At 71.2% G+C, this 18,296-nt stretch carries 15 protein-coding genes; 4 read left to right on the top strand and 11 right to left on the bottom strand.

Annotated features, from left to right (window positions below; translation table 11 throughout):
- Positions 1-52: 52 nt before the first annotated feature.
- Entirely contained in the window at positions 53-3,082 is a 3,030-nt protein-coding gene (locus OG866_RS19410) for an NACHT domain-containing protein (RefSeq protein ID WP_329336350.1), read from the top strand.
- 67 nt (positions 3,083-3,149) lie between these two features.
- Here the strand turns inward: OG866_RS19410 and OG866_RS19415 are convergent, their stop codons facing one another.
- Positions 3,150-5,675 carry an ATP-dependent Clp protease ATP-binding subunit gene (locus tag OG866_RS19415; RefSeq protein WP_329336351.1) on the bottom strand — a complete coding sequence of 842 codons (2,526 nt, stop codon included), beginning with the start codon at positions 5,673-5,675 and terminating at the stop codon, positions 3,150-3,152.
- 556 nt (positions 5,676-6,231) lie between these two features.
- On the opposite strand from OG866_RS19415, the gene OG866_RS19420 reads away from it, so the two are divergent.
- A complete protein-coding gene (locus OG866_RS19420; RefSeq protein ID WP_443063649.1) occupies positions 6,232-7,074 on the top strand; it encodes an SCO3374 family protein in 843 nt (280 codons plus the stop codon).
- 9 nt (positions 7,075-7,083) lie between these two features.
- On the opposite strand, the gene OG866_RS19425 is transcribed toward OG866_RS19420, so the two are convergent.
- The 10 genes from OG866_RS19425 to OG866_RS19470 all read right to left on the bottom strand — a co-directional run bounded on the left by OG866_RS19425 (position 7,084) and on the right by OG866_RS19470 (position 15,697).
- Positions 7,084-7,419, bottom strand: a complete 336-nt coding sequence (locus OG866_RS19425) for a histone-like nucleoid-structuring protein Lsr2 (RefSeq protein ID WP_329336353.1) — start codon at positions 7,417-7,419, stop codon at positions 7,084-7,086.
- 225 nt (positions 7,420-7,644) lie between these two features.
- Entirely contained in the window at positions 7,645-8,193 is a 549-nt protein-coding gene (locus OG866_RS19430) for an amino-acid N-acetyltransferase (protein ID WP_329336354.1), read from the bottom strand.
- A gap of 9 nt (positions 8,194-8,202) precedes the next feature.
- Positions 8,203-8,649, bottom strand: a complete 447-nt coding sequence (locus OG866_RS19435; RefSeq protein ID WP_329336355.1) for a BlaI/MecI/CopY family transcriptional regulator — start codon at positions 8,647-8,649, stop codon at positions 8,203-8,205.
- A gap of 135 nt (positions 8,650-8,784) precedes the next feature.
- Positions 8,785-8,970 carry a hypothetical protein gene (locus tag OG866_RS19440; RefSeq protein ID WP_329336356.1) on the bottom strand — a complete coding sequence of 62 codons (186 nt, stop codon included), beginning with the start codon at positions 8,968-8,970 and terminating at the stop codon, positions 8,785-8,787.
- A gap of 202 nt (positions 8,971-9,172) precedes the next feature.
- Entirely contained in the window at positions 9,173-10,078 is a 906-nt protein-coding gene (locus OG866_RS19445) for a hypothetical protein (protein WP_443063650.1), read from the bottom strand.
- A 166-nt stretch (positions 10,079-10,244) separates the two neighbouring features.
- Positions 10,245-11,042: a type III pantothenate kinase gene (locus OG866_RS19450; protein ID WP_126273529.1), complete on the bottom strand. Its 798-nt coding sequence runs from the start codon at positions 11,040-11,042 to the stop codon at positions 10,245-10,247.
- A 5-nt stretch (positions 11,043-11,047) separates the two neighbouring features.
- On the bottom strand, positions 11,048-12,025 hold the full coding sequence (nadC, locus tag OG866_RS19455; RefSeq protein ID WP_329336358.1) for a carboxylating nicotinate-nucleotide diphosphorylase: 978 nt from the start codon (positions 12,023-12,025) through the stop codon (positions 11,048-11,050).
- 5 nt (positions 12,026-12,030) lie between these two features.
- Positions 12,031-13,746, bottom strand: a complete 1,716-nt coding sequence (locus tag OG866_RS19460; protein ID WP_329336360.1) for an L-aspartate oxidase — start codon at positions 13,744-13,746, stop codon at positions 12,031-12,033.
- Entirely contained in the window at positions 13,743-14,744 is a 1,002-nt protein-coding gene (panC, locus tag OG866_RS19465) for a pantoate--beta-alanine ligase (RefSeq protein ID WP_329336361.1), read from the bottom strand. Before panC ends, OG866_RS19460 begins: the two co-directional genes overlap by 4 nt.
- Positions 14,741-15,697, bottom strand: coding sequence for a Rossmann-like and DUF2520 domain-containing protein (locus OG866_RS19470; RefSeq protein ID WP_329336363.1), 957 nt, complete (start codon positions 15,695-15,697; stop codon positions 14,741-14,743). The genes panC and OG866_RS19470 overlap by 4 nt, the downstream gene beginning before the upstream one ends.
- Before the next feature lie 174 nt (positions 15,698-15,871).
- On the opposite strand from OG866_RS19470, the gene OG866_RS19475 reads away from it, so the two are divergent.
- Both OG866_RS19475 and OG866_RS19480 read left to right on the top strand, forming a co-directional pair.
- Positions 15,872-17,035, top strand: a complete 1,164-nt coding sequence (locus tag OG866_RS19475) for a threonine aldolase family protein (protein ID WP_329336365.1) — start codon at positions 15,872-15,874, stop codon at positions 17,033-17,035.
- A 155-nt stretch (positions 17,036-17,190) separates the two neighbouring features.
- Positions 17,191-18,291 (top strand): DUF5937 family protein, encoded by a 1,101-nt coding sequence (locus OG866_RS19480; RefSeq protein ID WP_329336367.1) that lies wholly within the window; start codon positions 17,191-17,193, stop codon positions 18,289-18,291.
- The last annotated feature ends 5 nt before the right edge of the window (positions 18,292-18,296 follow it).

Raw genomic sequence — 18,296 nt, forward strand, 5'->3', positions numbered from 1 at the left:
GTCAACTGCCGATATCCTCACCCCCGTTCACGCGATCACGGGGGTGAGGCGGATGGACCCGGCGGTCCTCGGCAGCAAGTTGGCGTCCAGCCTGATGGCGTCCCTGGTCAGGAAACTCTTCGCACCGGACGCCCCGGGAGCGGGCCTGACCGACAAGCCCGTACGTCTGTCCTCCCTGGTCTCCTTCCGTGGCGAGAAACGCACTCTCGGCGACAGGGAAGTCCGCGCGCTGGCCCGTCGCATGGTCGGCGCGGCCACCGACTCGCCCGGTGAGCCGCCCTTCCCCGGCGACGAGGAAACGGCCGTCGTCGAGGCCCTCACCGCCCGGCTGCTGGCCCTGGGCGACCTGGAGATGGACGACGTACAGGCGGTCGACCTCGGCCACTGGGAACTGGCGCGCGCCCTCGCCCGCGCGGCCCCCTCCCCGGCCGGCCTGTCCACCGACGCCGGCTACTTCCTCGACTCGGCGACCGAGTGGGCCTGCCTCCAGATCCTGGAGTTCTTCACCCGCAGGTCCACCTTTGTCACCCGTACCCTCGTCGAACAGTCCCGCAGACAGGCCGTGCTGATCGCGAAGACCGACGAGCTGCTGGCCCGCACCCCCCGCCCCGGCGCCGAGGACCGCACCTTCGAACGCCGCTATCTCCGCCATGTCGCCGAGCGCCACAACCACATCACCATCTACGGCATCGACCTGCGCGACTCCCCGGACCGCTGGCCGCTGGAGGTGGCCTATCTGAGCCTGGAGGCCACCGCGTCGGAGGAGCGGGGGAGGGCGGAGGAACTCGCGTCCGGCGGGCCGGTCACCGTCCAACTCCCCGCCGAGGAAGCCCTCTTCGCCCACGACCGTGTCCTCCTGCGCGGCGACGCCGGCTCCGGCAAGACCACCCTGGTGCAGTGGCTGGCGGTGACGGCGGCCCGTGAGGGCCTGCACATCCCGTACGTCCTTCCCCTGCGCACCCTGATCCGCGCGAGTGAGCTCCCCTCGCCGCACGCCTTCCTGAAGGCCGTGAGCTGTCCGCACACACCACCGGACGGCTGGACCGAGCGCGTCCTCGCGGCCGGCCGCGGCCTGGTCCTCGTCGACGGTCTGGACGAGATCCCCGCCGCCGACCGCCACCGCACCCGCGACTGGCTGCTCTCCCTCATCCACGCCTTCCCGGGCAACCGCTGGCTCCTCACCTCCCGCCCCACCGCGGTACGCCCCGACTGGCTGGCGACCGAGGGCTTCCACGAACTCCTCCTGTCCCCGATGCGCCGCGCCGAGGTCGCCACCTTCGTCCACCGCTGGCACACGGCGGCCCAGGCCCCGGAGTACGAGGGCCCCCTCCTCGACTCCCTCCGCACCAAGCGCGACCTGGCCCGGCTCGCCACCAACCCGCTGATGTGCGGCCTGATCTGCGCCCTGCACCGCGAACGCAGGGGCTATCTCCCCACCGGCCGCAAGGAGTTGTACGACGCCGCCCTCACGATGCTGCTCGCCCGCCGGGACCGGGAGCGGGGCATGGAACCCCACCTCGCGGAGGAAGCCCAGCTGGAGCTCCTTCAACGCCTCGCCTACTCCCTCGTGTTGAGCGGCCGAACGGAAATGGACACCGGCACGGCCGAAGGCATAGTGGAACGCTGCCTCCCCTCGATCGCCTTGCTGGGCGACGCGGCGACGACACTCAGGGCGCTCCTTCTGCGCAGCGGTCTCCTGCGCCAACCCGCCGACGGCGTCGTCGACTTCGTCCACCGCACGTTCCAGGACTACCTGGGCGCCCGCTACGCGGTGTCGGAGGGCCACCTGGACGTCCTGCTCAGCCACGCCGACGACACCCAGTGGGAGGACGTGATCCGACTGGCGGTGGCGCATGCGCGGCCACGGGAACGCTCCGTACTGCTCCAGCAGTTGCTGGACCGGAAGACCCCCCGGCTGACTCTGCTGGCGCTGGCCTGCCTGGAACACGCGACGGCCCTGGACCTCACGGTGCGAACGGCGGTGGAGGCACAGGCGGCCGCACTGATACCGCCGCGCACGAAGGAGGAGGCGAAGACACTGGCGGAGGCCGGGCCCCTGGTCCTTGAGCTGCTGCCGGGGCCGGAAGGGCTGACGGACGAGCAGGCCCTGGGCGTCACGGTCGCGGCCTCGCTCCTCGCCTCGGAGGAGCCGGAGGGCGCCCTGGCGGTGCTGCGCCGGTTCCGCGAGCATCCGGACTTCGACGTACGCCGGCAACTCGCCGGTACCTGGCACCGGTTCGACGCACAGGAGTACGCGGCCGTGGTCCTGGACCACCTGAAGCGCCGGAGCCTCTTCATCACCTGCACGTCCGCCGAGCAGCGCGCCGCCCTCGCCGGGATGCGGCCCTGGCACCGCCTGGCCTTCGAGGGCGCCCACTCCGCGCAGGAGATCCTCGCGGCCGTACCCGAGCCGACGGCCGTGGCGGCGCTCGACCTCTACGCCAATCCCCTCCTCGGCGACCTGGCGGAGCTGTCACCGTTCAGCACGCTCAGCGGGTTGTTCCTGGAAGACTGCGCGACTCTGCACGGGGTCGACCAGCTGCCCACGCTCATGAGCCTCGGCTTCAGCAACGTCGGCGATGTGACCGCGCTGACGTCACTGAGGTCCCTCCACAGTCTCTCCCTCTCCCAGGAACTGCCGGGCGCCGCCCTCACCGACGCCCTGCCGCTCGACGCGCCACTGGGGTTCCTGTTCCTGGGCCGGGGCAGCATCGACACCACGGGCCTGCGGGGGCTGCGGCACTGGTCCGGCCTGGACACCCTCAGTCTCGGCCCGCTGACCACCGAACTGTCGGTCGCCGACTGGCAGGAGGTCGCGGAGCTTCCCGAACTCACCGACCTCTACCTGAACGCCAGGATCATCCGGGACTTCCCCCACTCCATCGAGCTGATGCCCGAACTCCCCGGCATCACAGTGCTGCGGATCCCCAACATGTACGGCGCCGAGGACCTGGCACCGCTGGTCCCGCGGCTGCCAGGGGTGCGCTCGGTCATCCTCCAGAACAATCCCGAGCGGCCCTTCTCCGCCGCCGCCTACGCCGGTCTCTTCCCGGACATCGAGATCACTCTCGACCAGCGCTGAGAAACGGCGAAAGGCGAAGGGGCCGGCACCCGAAGGCACCGGCCCCTTCCGCGCATTCCCTGAAGGGCTACGCGTCCTTGCTCAGATTCGGCCCAGCCCCGCCGGCCGCCTGCTCGATCGGCGGAACGTCCGGCAGCGCCGACTTCTCCTCGCCGCGGAAGGTGAAGGTCTGGGTCTCGCCCTCGCCCTCCGTGTCGACGACCACGATGTGACCGGGACGCAGCTCGCCGAAGAGGATCTTCTCCGACAGCGTGTCCTCGATCTCGCGCTGGATCGTGCGCCGCAGCGGACGCGCGCCCAGCACCGGGTCGTAACCCTTCCTGGACAGCAGCTCCTTGGCGGACGGGGAGAGCTCGATGCCCATGTCCCGGTCCTTGAGGCGCTCGTCCACCTTGCCGACCATGAGGTCGACGATCGCGAGGATGTCGGCCTGGGTCAGCTGCGGGAAGACGACCACGTCGTCGACGCGGTTGAGGAACTCGGGCCGGAAGTGCTGCTTGAGCTCGTCCGAGACCTTGTTCTTCATGCGCTCGTAGTTGGACTTCGTGTCACCCGTGGCCGCGAAGCCCAGGTTGAAGCCCTTGGAGATGTCCCGGGTACCGAGGTTGGTCGTCATGATGATGACCGTGTTCTTGAAGTCCACGACCCGGCCCTGGGAGTCGGTCAGGCGACCGTCCTCCAGGATCTGGAGCAGCGAGTTGAAGATGTCCGGGTGGGCCTTCTCGACCTCGTCGAAGAGAACCACCGAGAACGGCTTGCGCCGCACCTTCTCCGTCAGCTGGCCGCCCTCTTCGTAGCCCACGTATCCGGGGGGCGAACCGAAGAGCCGCGAGACCGTGTGCTTCTCGCTGAACTCCGACATGTCGAGGGAGATCAGCGCGTCCTCGTCACCGAAGAGGAACTCGGCCAGGGCCTTCGACAGCTCCGTCTTACCGACACCGGACGGGCCGGCGAAGATGAACGAACCACCGGGACGCTTCGGGTCCTTGAGGCCCGCACGCGTACGACGGATCGCCTTCGAGAGCGCCTTGACGGCGTCCTTCTGGCCGATGACCCGCTTGTGGAGCTCGTCCTCCATGCGCAGCAGACGCGACGACTCCTCCTCGGTCAGCTTGAAAACCGGGATGCCGGTGGCGGTCGCGAGGACCTCGGCGATCAGCTCGCCGTCGACCTCGGCGACGACGTCCATGTCGCCGGCCTTCCACTCCTTCTCGCGCTTGGCCTTCGCGGCGAGGAGCTGCTTCTCCTTGTCGCGGAGAGAGGCCGCCTTCTCGAAGTCCTGCGAGTCGATCGCGGACTCCTTGTCCCGGCGGACACCGGCGATCTTCTCGTCGAACTCGCGGAGGTCCGGCGGCGCGGTCATCCGGCGGATGCGCATCCGGGAGCCCGCCTCGTCGATCAGGTCGATCGCCTTGTCGGGGAGGAAGCGGTCCGAGATGTACCGGTCGGCCAGGGTCGCGGCCTGGACGAGGGCCTCGTCCGTGATGGACACACGGTGGTGGGCCTCGTAGCGGTCGCGCAGACCCTTGAGGATCTCGATCGTGTGGGGGAGGGAAGGCTCCGCCACCTGGATCGGCTGGAAGCGGCGCTCAAGGGCCGCGTCCTTCTCAAGGTGCTTGCGGTACTCGTCCAGAGTCGTCGCACCGATGGTCTGGAGCTCACCGCGGGCCAGCATCGGCTTCAGGATGGAAGCCGCGTCGATGGCGCCCTCGGCGGCACCCGCACCGACGAGCGTGTGCAGCTCGTCGATGAACAGGATGATGTCGCCGCGGGTGCGGATCTCCTTGAGCACCTTCTTCAGGCGCTCCTCGAAGTCACCGCGGTAGCGGGAGCCGGCGACCAGCGCGCCGAGGTCGAGGGTGTAGAGGTGCTTGTCCTTGAGGGTCTCGGGCACCTCGCCCTTGACGATGGCCTGGGCGAGACCCTCGACGACGGCGGTCTTGCCGACGCCGGGCTCACCGATCAGGACCGGGTTGTTCTTGGTACGGCGGGACAGCACCTGCATGACCCGCTCGATCTCCTTCTCGCGCCCGATGACCGGGTCGAGCTTGGACTCACGAGCGGCCTGGGTGAGGTTCCGGCCGAACTGGTCGAGGACCAGGGACGTCGAGGGGGTGCCCTCGGCAGGCCCGCCGGCGGTGGCGGTCTCCTTGCCCTGGTAACCGGAGAGCAGCTGGATGACCTGCTGCCGCACCCGGTTGAGATCTGCGCCCAGCTTGACCAGGACCTGGGCGGCGACGCCCTCGCCCTCACGGATCAGGCCGAGCAGGATGTGCTCCGTGCCGATGTAGTTGTGGCCCAGCTGAAGGGCCTCGCGGAGCGACAGCTCCAGGACCTTCTTGGCACGGGGGGTGAAGGGGATGTGCCCGGACGGGGCCTGCTGGCCCTGGCCGATGATCTCCTCCACCTGCTGGCGGACCGCCTCGAGCGAAATCCCGAGGCTCTCAAGGGCCTTGGCGGCGACACCCTCACCCTCGTGGATCAGGCCCAGGAGGATGTGCTCGGTGCCGATGTAGTTGTGGTTGAGCATCCGGGCTTCTTCCTGAGCCAGGACGACAACCCGCCGCGCGCGGTCGGTGAACCTCTCGAACATCGTTAATCGCTCCTCAGAGCGGTCAGGCAGTGGGGGGAACTTCCCCTCCCTGTCCTTCCGCAGCTTAGTCCCGCAAGCGGGGACCGCTCATTCCAACTGCCGACACCGTCCTTGGCCTCCTGACCCCGAACGCCGACATCTGCTCCAACCTGATGGTGCGAGACGATGTTCCCGCAGGCCAGACAGTTACCCCTACCTTCAGTACGCCGATGGCGAACGTGAGACGGCCTGTCCTGCGTGTCGCCCCCTCCCACTAGGGATGTCTTACCCGCTGGGACTGACACTCCATGCGGCGCGCCCCCGTTCCCTCCGCTATGGGCGAACAACGTTGCGCTTCCCCGCACCCCCGGAAGCCCCCTTTTTGGCGACGCTGCGCATTCGCCGGAACACCCAGCGTAACTCGCACGCTTCTCGGACGGTTGCACTTGTCATGGTTGGCACTCTCCCCCCTGCCACTGCCCCGGTCACCCCCTCTCCCCCGTCGGCCACCACCGTCCCGCTCCCCCGTCGGCCGCTCGACGCGAGCGATCAGGTCCGCCGGTGGTACGAGAACGAACTGGGGTGGCCGACGGTGCCCGACACCCCGGGAACTCCGGTACGACTTTCCGTGGGGCCCCGCTTCGACGTCCTGGACGTCCCGGCCGAGGCGGGTCTCACCGCGCTGCGCCACCTGGCGCCGGGCTCCCCGGTGGCCGTACGGGGCGGCCGGATGCTGATCCTGCTGGCCGCGGGCAGCGCGGACGAGGTGCCGGGGATCCTGGACTGGCTGGAATGGGGTTCGCTGCCGCTCGATCTGAGGATGATCGGAGAGGGCGGCGTCATGGACGCCCCGCTGCCTCCCGAGCCGGCTTCGGCCCTGCCGACCGCACCGCTGCCCCCTGGAGCAGGCTCACGCCCGCCGGCGGTACGACCGCCCTACGGGGACAGCCCGCGCCGCCCGGATGCGCCGTCGTCGCCCGGAGCCCCGCAGCGCTCCTCCGCGCCGGGGGCCGCCGAAGCCGTACGGCTTCCGCTCGTGCCCCGCCCGACGCCGCCGGGTGTCATCGACGCGACAGTCTTCGATCCGGCCGTCAATGCGGCCGCCTTCACCCCTGCCGCCTTCAACCCGGCCGCCCTCAGCCCTGCCGGCTTCGACCCGGCCGTGCCTGGATCGCCGTCCGAGCCGGATTCCGCCGGGCCGCGACCGCTCCCCCGCGGGGCCTCCGGCGCTCTCCAGGGGGCCGCCGTGTGGCTGCGGCCCCCCGAGGCGGGATGCGAGGTCGAGGCCTCGCTGCCGACGCTGTCGGCCCTGGGGGGCGGTGGGGGCGCCCCCGATCTCGTACGAGTGCTGGACACGGTGGCCACGCAGTGCCACCGCCTGCGACTGCGCGCGTGCGCTCAGCCACCCGCCTTTTCCTAAGCGTCGCGCTCAGGCGTTGGCCTTCTCGTAAGCCTCGCGAATGGCCGCGGGAACACGACCGCGGTCGTTGACCTCGTGACCGTTCTCCTTGGCCCAAGCGCGGATCAGCGCGGTGTCCTGGCTGCCACCGGAAGCGGCGCGCGCCTTTCCACGACCGCCCGCGGCACGACCTCCGGTACGACGACCACCCTTGACGTAAGGGTCGAGAAGGCCACGGAGCTTGTCCGCATTGGCAGTCGTGAGATCGATCTCGTACGTCTTGCCGTCCAGCGCGAACGTCACGGTCTCGTCCGCCTCGCCGCCGTCGAGGTCGTCGACAAGAAGGACCTGAACCTTCTGTGCCACCGGATTTCCTTTCATCGATAACTTTGAGGACCCGGGTCTGCGGCGTCCGCCGTTTCGCCGCCCCCTGTTATATGCAGTACTGCACTACGCCGGAAAGCAAACCGCTTTTGCTGGAAAAACACAAACCCCTGGGAGAGACTGACCGACCACCCTCAGTCCGGAAACATGCGCGTTTCGGACATAGGGAACCTGGGCAGGGCCGTACCGTGGAATAGGGCATGACGATCACAGATGCAGAAGCATCCGGCTGTTGCCCAAGGTGTTCGGTTTCACTCGTTCGAGACCCAGGAACTCCGCGACACCCTCGTCATAGGAACGCAACAGCTCCGCGCGGACATCGGTGTCAACGGGCGTCTCGCCGATCTCGACGAAGCCGTGCTTGCCGAAGAAGTCCACTTCGAAGGTCAGACAGAAAACACGCCGAACACCGAGCCAGCGAGCGGTGTGCAGCAACTTCTCCAGCAACTGATGGCCGACACCGGCACCCTTCAGGCCCTGCTTCACCGCGAGAGTACGAACTTCCGCGAGGTCTTCCCACATCACGTGCAGTGCGCCGCAGCCGACGACCTCGCCGTTGTCGTCCCGTTCGGCGACCCAGAACTCCTGGATGTCCTCGTAAAGCGTCACCGTGGCTTTGTCGAGCAGGATGCGTCGCTGGACGTACTCGTCAAGGAGGCTGCGTACCGCCTGGACATCGCTGGTGCGGGCCCGCCGGACGGTGATGGCTTTTGCGCTGACTTCGGGGCTCCGGGCGGACGCGCTCTCTGCTGACATGTGCGGACGCTATCGCCCGCCGCCGTCCGGTGCCGAGCCGGGGTTCTCACGGCTGGTTTCCCCGGCGGTATCCGTCGCGGCCGGTTCCGGGGTTTCCGGTCCTTGGACGATCCGTACGGCGTCCCGCAGCGCGTGGCGCTGTTCGTCGCTCATCATGCCGAAGAAGGCGACGAGAGCGGCGGCGGGGTTGTCGCTCTGGGACCAGGCGTCGTTCATCAGCGCGGCGGCGTAGGCGGCGCGAGTGGAGACGGCCTCATATCGATAGGCCCGCCCTTCGGCCTCCCGTCGCACCCAGCCCTTCTGATGGAGATTGTCCAGAACGGTCATCACCGTGGTGTAGGCGATGGACCGTTCCTGCTGAAGATCTTCCAGGACTTCCCGAACGGTCACCGGGCGGTTCCACTTCCACACCCGCGTCATGACCGCGTCTTCGAGTTCTCCCAATGGGCGAGGCACAGTTCAGCACAATAGTGGGAGATCTAGGTATTCGCGTGCCGGACGTGCACTTTCACCGGCAAACAAGAACAAAAAGGGCGTACGACTCGGAAAACGAGGGAGTCGTACGCCGGTGAGGGCGGGGGCGGACGCCTGTCAGACGTCGGTCTTCACGGAGGCGGAGGCCTGGCGGGACCCCTCCACGCGCGCGAGGGCGGCGTCGACGACGGCGTCCTCCTTGGCCTTGTTGGCGCCGCCCTGGGTCTTCACGATCACCCTGATCACACCGATGAAGAACACCGCCATGACGACGGGGGGCACGAGCGCGGAGACGTAGTCCATGCGTCCAGGGTAGCCACGGGCTCCACGCGCGCGGGCCCGGGGTACGCGTGCCGGGCTCATCACCCTTTCCCGGGCGCGGCGACAGTTCACCGACGGGACGGCGAAAGCCCCTTCGCCGACGCACGCCCGCGGGGCCGGGGATGGAAGCACCCCGGCCCCGCGGTCGATGTCGATGTCGATGTCGTGGCGAACGCCTGGCGGGTCAGCCCGCGGCGAGCTGCTGCGGCGAGCTCGTGGGCGGGGGCGATGCGGGCTTCCGGCGTGGGAAGACCTCACCCGGGGTGGGGATGGGACGTTCCGGCTTGGGGGCCGCAGGCGCCGGGCCCGGCTTCTCCGCGGGCTTCTTCACAGGGGCCGCCGGCTTCTCCGGCTGCTCGGCGGAGGCCTCGCCGCGCACTCCGACACGGCTCCCTCCGGAGACCTCGGCGAACGCCCCGACAAGGACCTCACCGGACATCACACCGGACGTCCCAGGCCTGGCTTCGTCAGACATCACGCGGGGCCTCCCGGGCCGGGCTTCGTCAGACATCACGCCGGACCTCACGGGCCGGGCCTCACCAGACATCGCGCCGGATGCCCCGGAACCGGCCTCGCCACCCGATTCCCCACCCGGTCCTCCGCCCGATTCCTTTCCCGCGGCCCCCTCCGAGGCCTCCGGGGTGGCCGAGAGGCCCCCGGGGAGGGCCAGGAGGCGGGTGCGGGAGGCTGGGACGGCTGGAGCGGCCCGGCGGGCGGTGCCGCGGGCCAGACGGGCGCGTACGTCCTGTTCGGCGAGTTTCTGGCAGCGGTCCAGCAGGGCCGCCGCGGTGGGGTTGCCGCGCAGGGCGCGCAGCGCGGCGAGGTCGTCGGGGTCGGGGCGGTACCCGGCTCCCAGCGCCTCCTCCAGGAGGGCGAGGTAGCCGGCGGCGGTGCCGGGCAGGGCGGCGCGGTACCGGGCGAGGTCGGCCACCAGGAAGGCACGCAGCCGGGCGCCCTCACACAGCGCCTCGTCGAGGGAGTCGGCGAGGCGGAGGCAGTCCTGGACGTCCTCGGCCGAGGCGGTTCGGGGGTGAAGGGCGAGGGCGAGAGCGCGGCGGAGCACACGCAGCTCCTCCACACCGAACGCCATGCCGCCGCGGGATCCGTATGGCGTGGGCATGCGGCGACGATACGCGCTAATCAGACAAATTTGACATAACGGGTGGGCGTGGCGCGAGGGGACACCCGGTTGCCCTCACACCACCGCGCGCCCGGCGCCAACGGCTGGGGCATGCGTGCCACCCGCACCCGCCGGATCACATCCGCGACACGTTCCGCTCGTACACCAGCCGCAGCCCCACCAGCGTCAACCAGGGCTCGTGCTCGTCGATCACCGAGGACTCGCCGAGGACCATCGGCGCGAGCCCACCCGTGGCGATCACGGTCACGTCGTCCGGGTCCTCCGCCAGCTCCCGGGCCATCCGGTTGACGACGCCGTCGACCTGGCCGGCGAAGCCGTAGATGATGCCCGACTGCATCGCCTCGACCGTGTTCTTGCCGATGACACTCCGCGGCCGGGCCACCTCGATCTTCCGCAGCTGCGCGCCCCGGACGCCGAGCGCCTCGACCGAGATCTCGATGCCGGGCGCGATGACCCCGCCGATGTACTCCCCGCGCGCGGAGACCGCGTCGAACGTCGTCGCCGTACCGAAGTCGACGACGATCGCGGGGCCGCCGTAGAGCTCGACCGCGGCGACCGCGTTGATGATGCGGTCCGCGCCGACCTCCTTGGGGTTGTCGGTCAGGATCGGCACGCCTGTCTTCACGCCCGGCTCGACCAGGACCGCCGGCACGTCGCCGTAGTAGCGCCGCGTGACCTCACGCAGCTCGTGCAGCACCGAGGGGACCGTCGCGCAGATGGCGATGCCGTCGATGCCGTCGCCCAGTTCGTCGCCGAGCAGCGGGTGCATGCCCATGAGGCCCTGGAGCAGCACCGCGAGCTCGTCGGCCGTGCGGCGGGCGTCCGTGGAGATGCGCCAGTGCTCGACGATCTCCTCGCCGTCGAACAGGCCGAGGACGGTGTGGGTGTTGCCTACGTCGATCGTGAGGAGCATCGCGACTACTCCGCCTCACGCAGGTCGAGACCGATGTCCAGGATCGGCGAGGAGTGGGTCAGGGCCCCTACGGCGAGGTAGTCGACGCCCGTGTCGGCGTACGCGCGCGCGTTGTCCAGCGTCAGCCGGCCCGAGGCCTCCAGGGCGGCGCGCCCGTGCACGAGCGCCACCGCCTCCTCGCACTCGCCCGGCGTGAAGTTGTCCAGAAGGATCAGATCCGCGCCCGCGTCCACGACCTCGCGCAGCTGGTGCAGGGTGTCGACCTCGACCTCGATCGGCACGTCCGGGAACGTCTCCCGTACGGCCTTGAAGGCCTGGGCGACGCCGCCGGCGGCCACCACGTGGTTGTCCTTGACCAGGGCGGCGTCGGACAGCGACATCCGGTGGTTCACGCCGCCGCCCGCGCGTACCGCGAACTTCTCCAGGGACCTGAGTCCCGGCGTCGTCTTCCGCGTGTCACGCACGCGTGCCTTCGTGCCGTCCAGCGCGTCGGCCCACGCGCGCGTGGCGGTCGCGATGCCGGACAGCCGGCACAGCAGGTTGAGCGCGCTGCGTTCGGCGGTGAGCAGGTCACGCGTGCGCGTGGTGACCGACAGCAGCTTCTGCCCGGCCTCCACCCGGTCGCCGTCCTCGACGTGCCGCTCGACCTCGAACTCGTCCTCGCAGACCACCGAGACGACCGCCTCGGCGACCCGCAGGCCGGCCACGACGCCCGCCTCGCGCGCGACGAAGTCGGCGGTGGCGACGGCGTCCTCGGGGATGGTCGCGACGGTCGTCACGTCCACCCCGTGGTCGAGGTCCTCCTGGATGGCCACGTTGGCGATGTCCTCGACCTCCACGGGGTCGAGCCCGGCGTCGGCCAGGAGCTGGGCGAGCGCGGGGTCGAGCCCGCACTCCAGGTACTCCTCGCCGCCGTCCGCGCCACAGGCACAGCCGTCGCCGCAACCGCCGGACGAGGCGAGGGGAAGGTCGTGGGTGCTCACTGCTGTCACTGCTCCTGAAGGGGCCGGCGGGTCGGGGGGAAGTCTGCGGTATCCGTGGTGTGTACGGCGAGTGTGCGGTCCGGATTCAGCCGTACGACGATGTGGCGGCGCCATGCCGCGTCGTCGCGGTCGGGCTGGTCCTCGCGCCAGTGGCAGCCGCGGGTCTCCTCGCGCTGCTGGGCGGCGGTGACCAGGACGCGGGCCACGCACAGGAGGTTGGTGGCCTCCCAGGTGTCGACGCCGGGCTCGGCGGTCTTGCCGTTCTCGTCGAGGGCGTCACGGGCCTCGGCGTGCAGCCGCTGGAGCTGTTCGGCGGCCTGGGCGAGGGACGCGGCGGAGCGCAGGACGCCCGCGCCGCTCGTCATGATCCGCTGGATCGCGAAGCGGGCCTCGGGCGACTGCAAGGGGTGCGCGGGCGTCTGGGGGTGCTCGACCGGCTCGGGCACGCGCGCGTGGAGGCCGTTCGCCGCGTGGGCCGCCGTGATGTCCGCGGCGATGCGCTCGGCGTAGACGAGGCCCTCGAGGAGGGAGTTCGACGCGAGCCGGTTCGCGCCGTGCACGCCGGTGCAGGCGACCTCGCCGCACGCGTACAGGCCGGGAACGGTCGTACGGCCCTGGGAGTCGGTGCGCACGCCGCCGGAGGCGTAGTGGGCGGCCGGGGCGATCGGGATGGGCTCGGTGACCGGGTCGATGCCGTGGACGCGGCAGGCGGCGAGGATCGTCGGGAAGCGGTGCTCCCACATGTCGGCGCCGAAGTGCCGGGCGTCGAGGTACATGTGCTCGGCGTCCTGAGCCAGCATGCGGCGCAGGATGCCCTTGGCGACGATGTCGCGGGGCGCGAGCTCGGCCAGTTCGTGCTGGCCGACCATGAAGCGCACGCCGTCGGCGTCGACGAGATGGGCGCCCTCACCGCGTACGGCCTCGGAGACGAGGGGCTGCTGGCCCTCCGCGTCGGGGCCGAGGAAGAGCACGGTGGGGTGGAACTGGACGAACTCGAGGTCGGAGACCTCCGCGCCCGCGCGGAGCGCGAGGGCCACGCCGTCGCCGGTCGACACGGACGGGTTGGTGGTCGCGGAGAAGACCTGGCCCATGCCGCCGGTCGCGAGGACGACCGCGGGGGCGTGCACGGCGCCCACGCCGTCGTGCTGGCCCTCGCCCATGACGTGCAGGGAGACGCCCGCCGTACGGCCGTCGGCGTCCGTGAGCAGGTCCAGGACGAGCGCGTTCTCGATGGTGCGCACGCCTCGCGCGCGTGCCGCCTCGACCAGGGCGCGGGAGATCTCCGCGCCGGTCGCGTCGCCGCCCGCGTGGGCGATGCGGCGCCGGTGGTGGCCGCCCTCGCGGGTGAGCTCCAGGCCGCCCCCTTCGGACTCGTCGAAGTGGGCGCCGGTCTCGATGAGGCGGCGCACGGCGTCGGGGCCCTCGGTGACGAGGATGCGGACGGCCTCCTCGTCGCACAGGCCCGCGCCGGCGACCAGGGTGTCGTCGAGGTGCTGCTCGGGGGTGTCGCCCTCGCCGAGGGCCGCGGCGATGCCTCCCTGCGCCCAGCGGGTGGACCCGTCGTCGAGGCGGGCCTTGGTGACGACGACGGTCCTGAGGCCCGCGGCCTCGCAGCGCAGGGCCGCGGTGAGACCGGCGACGCCGGAGCCCACGACCACGACGTCCGCGTCGATCGACCACCCGGGTGCGGGCGCGTGCAGTCGTATGCCTGTCCTGGTCACGAGGCGGCTCCGAAGGTTCCGAAATCGAGCGGAAGGTTGTCGATCAACCGGGTCGTCCCCACCCGGGCGGCGACGGCGAGGACGGCCTCGCCGGTGAAGTCGTCCTTGATCTCGCTGAAGTCGGAGGGGTCGACCAGCGCCAGGTAGTCCAGCTCCAGTGGCGGCGTGAGGCGCGCGGCGTCGTCGAGGACCAGGCGTGCGGCGGCGCGCACGGCCGACGGGGCGCCCGGGATCGCCTTCGCGACGGCGTGCGCGTCGGCGGCCGCGCGGGACTCCCCTATGGCGCTCAGCGCCTCGGCACGCGCGTGCGTGGCGGGCACCTCACGCGCGCGGGCCCGCAGCGCCTCCTGTGCGGCGTGCCGGTCGCGGCCCGCGAACAGGGCCTGGGAGAGGGCGAGGGCCGTGCGGCGCTCCTGGGGCGAGAGGTAGCGGTTGCGGCTGGACAGGGCCAGGCCGTCGTCCTCGCGCACGGTCGGTACGCCGACGATCTCGACGCCGAAGTTCAGGTCGCGCACCATGCGCCGGATGAGGGCGAGCTGCTGGGCGTCCTTCTGCCCGTACAGGGCGACGTCGGGCCGGGTCAGGTGCAGCAGCTTGGCGACGACCGTGAGCATGCCGTCGAAGTGGCCGGGGCGCGAGGAGCCTTCCAGGCGCTCGCCCATGGGCCCCGCGCTGACGCGGACCTGGGGCTCGCCGCCGGGGTAGACCTCGTCCACGGAGGGAGCGAACACGGCGTCCGCGCCCGCCTGTTCGGCGATCTTGATGTCGGCGTCGAGGGTGCGCGGGTAGCGGTCGAGGTCCTCGCCCTGGCCGAACTGGAGGGGGTTCACGAAGACGGTGACGACGACCTCGCCCTCCGGCCCCGCGATCTCGCGCGCGGTGCGGATCAGGGTGGCGTGCCCCTCGTGCAGGGCGCCCATGGTCATCACGACGGCGCGGCGGCCGTCGCGTACGCGTGCGTGGAGCTCGTCGGCGGTGCGCAGCAGGGTGGTGGTCATCCGGCGTCTCCCTCGGTGCCGTCGGTGCCGTGAGGCCCGCTGGTTCCGTTGGTCCCGTTGGCGAGTACCCCGAGGAGGTCCTCGGCGAGTTCGGGCTTGAGCAGCCCGTGGGCGAGCGCCCGGTCGGCGGTCGCGCGGGCCATCGCCAGATATCCGGCGACGGTCTGCGGGGAGTGCTTGCGCAGCTCGGAGACGTGCGCCGCGACGGTGCCGGCGTCCCCGCGCGCGACGGGGCCGGTCAGGGCCGCGTCGCCGGAGCGCAGGGCGTTGTCGAGGGCGGCGCCCAGGAGTGGGCCGAGCATCCGGTCGGGGGCGGTGACGCCTGCTTGCCGCAGCAGCTCCATGGACTGGGCGACCAGCGTGACCAGGTGGTTGGCGCCCAGCGCGAGCGCCGCGTGGTAGAGCGGCCGGTGTTCCTCGGCGATCCATTCGGGCTCGCCGCCCATCTCGATGACGAGGGCCTCGGCGGCCATCCGCAACTCCTCGGGCGCGGTGACCCCGAAGGAGCAGCCGGCAAGCCGCTGGACGTCCACGGGCGTGCCGGTGAAGGTCATCGCGGGGTGCAGGGCCAGCGGCAGCGCGCCCGCGCGCAGGGCGGGGTCGAGGACCTTCGCGCCGTACCGCCCGGAGGTGTGCACCAGCAGTTGTCCCGGCCGCACGGCGCCGGTCTCGGCGAGGCCCTCCACGAGGCCGGGCAGGGTGTCGTCCGGGACGGTCAGCAGGACCAGGTCGGCGCGCTGGAGGACCTCGGCGGGCGGCATGAGCGGAACGCCGGGGAGCAGCTCCGCGGCCCGCTTGCGGGAGGCGTCGGAGACTCCGGAGACGGCCACCGGGCGGTGCCCGGCGAGCTGGAGGGACGCGGCCAGCGCGGGCCCCACGCGTCCGGCGCCGACGACGCCGACGGTGAGGCGCGCGGGGCGGTCCCTGGGGTCTGGCTGTTGGCTTGTACTCACGCGACGGAGGCCTTCCCGTTCCAGTCCGCATCTGGGTACCGGACGATTTCTCGTCATGTTAACGCGATTGGTTCGAGGGGCGTCCGGTTGTCCACAGGCTGTGGGTTTCCCCACGCCGCGGGCGGACGGAAATACGAGTGCCCGCGGGACGGGCCGCGGGGGATGATCCCCGGCATGAACGATGCTGCGGAGCAGGTGGACGAGAAATCGGCGGAGGAGCTGCTGCGGGAGCGGCGCCGGAACGCCGTACGGGCGGCGCGGCGGGTGCTGTGGCGCGGCGGGGCGAGCGGCACGATGCGGGAGCGGCTCGCGTCACTGGCGGAGGCCGCCCCCGAGGTCTACGACGTGGAAGAGCCCGCGGACATCTACGGCAACGGGGTCGTGACGGCCCTGGAGGAGCGAGTCGCGTCCCTGCTGGGCAAGGAGGCCGCCGCGTTCTTCCCGACGGGCACCATGGCCCAGCAGGTCGCCCTGCGCTGCTGGGCGGCCCGCACCGGGAACCCCACGGTCGCCCTGCATCCGCTGGCCCACCCCGAGGTCCACGAACGCCATGCCTTCACCCAGGTCAGCGGCTTGCGCCCGGTGCGCCTGACGAGTGAGCCCCGGCTGCCCACCGCCGACGAGGCGCGTGACTTCGACGAGCCCTACGGCGCGCTGATGCTGGAACTGCCTCTACGGGACGCCGGATTCGTCCTGCCCACCTGGGAGGAGCTCACCGAGGTCGTGGAGGCGGCGCGGGAGCGCGACGCGGTGGTGCACTTCGACGGCGCGCGCCTGTGGGAGACCACCGTCCACTTCGGCCGCCCTCTGGACGAGATCGCGGGCCTGGCGGACAGCGTCTATGTGTCGTTCTACAAGTCCCTCGAAGGCTTCGCCGGCGCGGCACTCGCCGGCCCGAAGACCCTGGTGGACGAGGCGAAGACCTGGCGGCACCGGTACGGCGGGATGGCCTTCCAGCAGTTCCCCACGGCGCTGTCCGCGCTCGTCGGCCTGGAGCGCGAGCTGCCCAGACTGCCGGAGTACGTGCGCCACGCGCGCGTGGTGGCCGCCGCGCTGCGGGAGGGGTTCGCCGAGTCGGGCGTGGCGTGGGCGCGTGTGCATCCCGAGGAGCCGCACACCCACCAGTTCCAGGTCTGGCTGCCCTATGACCCCGATGTGCTGGTCGAGGCGGCGCTGCGGCAGGCGGAGGAGACCGGGACGTATCTGTTCCCCGGCTACTGGGACCGCGGCGGACCGGGCCTGGCCCTCGCCGAGGTCACCGTCGCCGCCGCCGGCCTGGAGTGGACGGCCGACGACGTGAAGGCGGCGGTGGCGGACTTCGTGGCGCGACTGCCGTAGGGCTCCGTGGGTGGGGCCCTGATGGAGGGCGCGGTGGGTGGGGCGTGCCGTAGGGGCTCAGTGCGTGGAGCGTGGCCGACTGCCCAGCAGGCGCCGATTGACGGCTGCCGTCAATCGGGGACGGCGTTGTCAGTGGCGGAGTGCACCATGAAGGCATGAGCGTGCGCATCGACATCACGGGGCTGCGGCCGGATGGGGTCGCCGTCGTGCCCTCGCCCCTCGCGGAGCTCGGGATGGCGCTGCACGCGCTGGCCGAGCCGGGGCACCACCCGGGTCTACAGGGCTGGGTGACGGGCGTGACGGCCGGCCTGGACCCCCATCTGGCCGACCGGATGTGCGACGCGGACTTCCTGTGGCGCTCGACCTTCTCGGACCTGTTCCTGCCATACGCGGGCCTGCCGGGCGGCACCCTCCCCGGCGCCACGCTCGCCGAGGAACTGGACCTGCTGGACAAGCTGAGTGACGAGCAGTTCGTCGACGCGGCCCTGGAGTTCAGCTGCGCGATGCCCTACGGCGTCGGCCCCAGTCCGCTCGTCGACACCGAGCTGGGGCGCCGCGCCCTGGAGCTGGCCGCCGCGCGGGGGCCGCGGCAGCAGCGGTTCAGCGAGCTGCTGCTGACGGATCCGCCCAAGATCCGGGCCTGGCTGCGGCAGTTCCTTCAGGACTGCGACGAGGCGTTCTTCGCGCAGGCCTGGGCTCGTCTGAGTCATCAGCTCGCGGCGGACGCCCGGCACAAGACGGACCTGCTGCGCCGCAAGGGCCTGGCCGAGGCCCTGGCCGCCGTCTCCCCGGCGGTCACGCTCGACGAGGCCGCGGGGGAGATCACGGTCGACAAGCTGAGCGTGGGCCGTACGGCCACCGAGAGCGGCGCCCTGCTCCTCGTACCCACCAGTCTCGGCCGGCCCCACCTGTCCGTGCTGTACCGGCGGGACTGGCAGCCGGTGGTGCAGTACCCGGTCGGCTCGCCGGAGCTGACGCCTCCCTCGTCCGTGGAGCAGCTCGCGCTGCGGATGACCGCGCTGTCCCACCCCGTGCGGATGCGGATCTGCCGCAATCTGGCCCGCAGCGCCTACACCACGAGCGAGCTGGCGCAGGTGCACGGCATGACCGCCCCGGAGATATCCCGGCACCTGGGTGTGCTGAAGAAGGCGGGCCTGGTCTCCACGCGCCGCCGGGGCCGCTACGTCCAGCATCAGCTGGACATAGCCGTCGTGGCCCGGCTGGGCAGCGACTTCCTGGAGGGCATCCTGCGCTGACCGCG

This window comes from Streptomyces sp. NBC_00663 (genome assembly GCF_036226885.1).
GTDB lineage: Bacteria > Actinomycetota > Actinomycetes > Streptomycetales > Streptomycetaceae > Streptomyces.

Coding starts and splice junctions, on each gene's coding strand:
- OG866_RS19410 (WP_329336350.1), top strand. CDS start 53: ATGGACCCGGCGGTCCTCGGCAGCAAGTTGGCGTCCAGCCTGATGGCG.
- OG866_RS19415 (WP_329336351.1), bottom strand. CDS start 5,675: ATGTTCGAGAGGTTCACCGACCGCGCGCGGCGGGTTGTCGTCCTGGCT.
- OG866_RS19430 (WP_329336354.1), bottom strand. CDS start 8,193: ATGTCAGCAGAGAGCGCGTCCGCCCGGAGCCCCGAAGTCAGCGCAAAA.
- OG866_RS19440 (WP_329336356.1), bottom strand. CDS start 8,970: ATGGACTACGTCTCCGCGCTCGTGCCCCCCGTCGTCATGGCGGTGTTC.
- OG866_RS19445 (WP_443063650.1), bottom strand. CDS start 10,078: ATGGCGTTCGGTGTGGAGGAGCTGCGTGTGCTCCGCCGCGCTCTCGCC.
- OG866_RS19450 (WP_126273529.1), bottom strand. CDS start 11,042: ATGCTCCTCACGATCGACGTAGGCAACACCCACACCGTCCTCGGCCTG.
- panC (WP_329336361.1), bottom strand. CDS start 14,744: ATGACCACCACCCTGCTGCGCACCGCCGACGAGCTCCACGCACGCGTA.
- OG866_RS19475 (WP_329336365.1), top strand. CDS start 15,872: ATGAACGATGCTGCGGAGCAGGTGGACGAGAAATCGGCGGAGGAGCTG.
- OG866_RS19480 (WP_329336367.1), top strand. CDS start 17,191: ATGAGCGTGCGCATCGACATCACGGGGCTGCGGCCGGATGGGGTCGCC.